Here is a 256-nt window from a genome sequence, read left to right on the forward strand (position 1 = left end):
GTCTCTGATTGATTTCTTGTTCAGCACGGTGTAATGCAATGGCAATCTCTTCGATCAGGACGGCTTGCTCATTAATCCGGCGCTCACGGCAGTATTCTTGTAGCTGGCTGCTAAGACGCACTAATTGAGTCGTACCTAAGTTAGCGCTAGCACCTTTTAAAGCATGAGCAGTTTCGAAGCCATTGGCGTTATCGTCTTTTTGGTGGGCAATTCGCAGCGCTGCAACTCTTTGCTTACTATCAGCAAAATATACTTG

At 46.1% G+C, this 256-nt stretch carries 1 protein-coding gene; it reads right to left on the minus strand.

What is annotated here, in order from left to right; all coding sequences use genetic code 11:
* Window positions 1–256, minus strand: a 256-nt coding sequence (locus AAEY87_RS14165; protein WP_350657635.1) for an Hpt domain-containing protein, incomplete at both ends; no start/stop codon positions are given.

Origin of the sequence: Psychrobacter sp. S1-30-MNA-CIBAN-0213, assembly GCF_040309845.1 — a bacterium.
Classification (GTDB): domain Bacteria; phylum Pseudomonadota; class Gammaproteobacteria; order Pseudomonadales; family Moraxellaceae; genus Psychrobacter.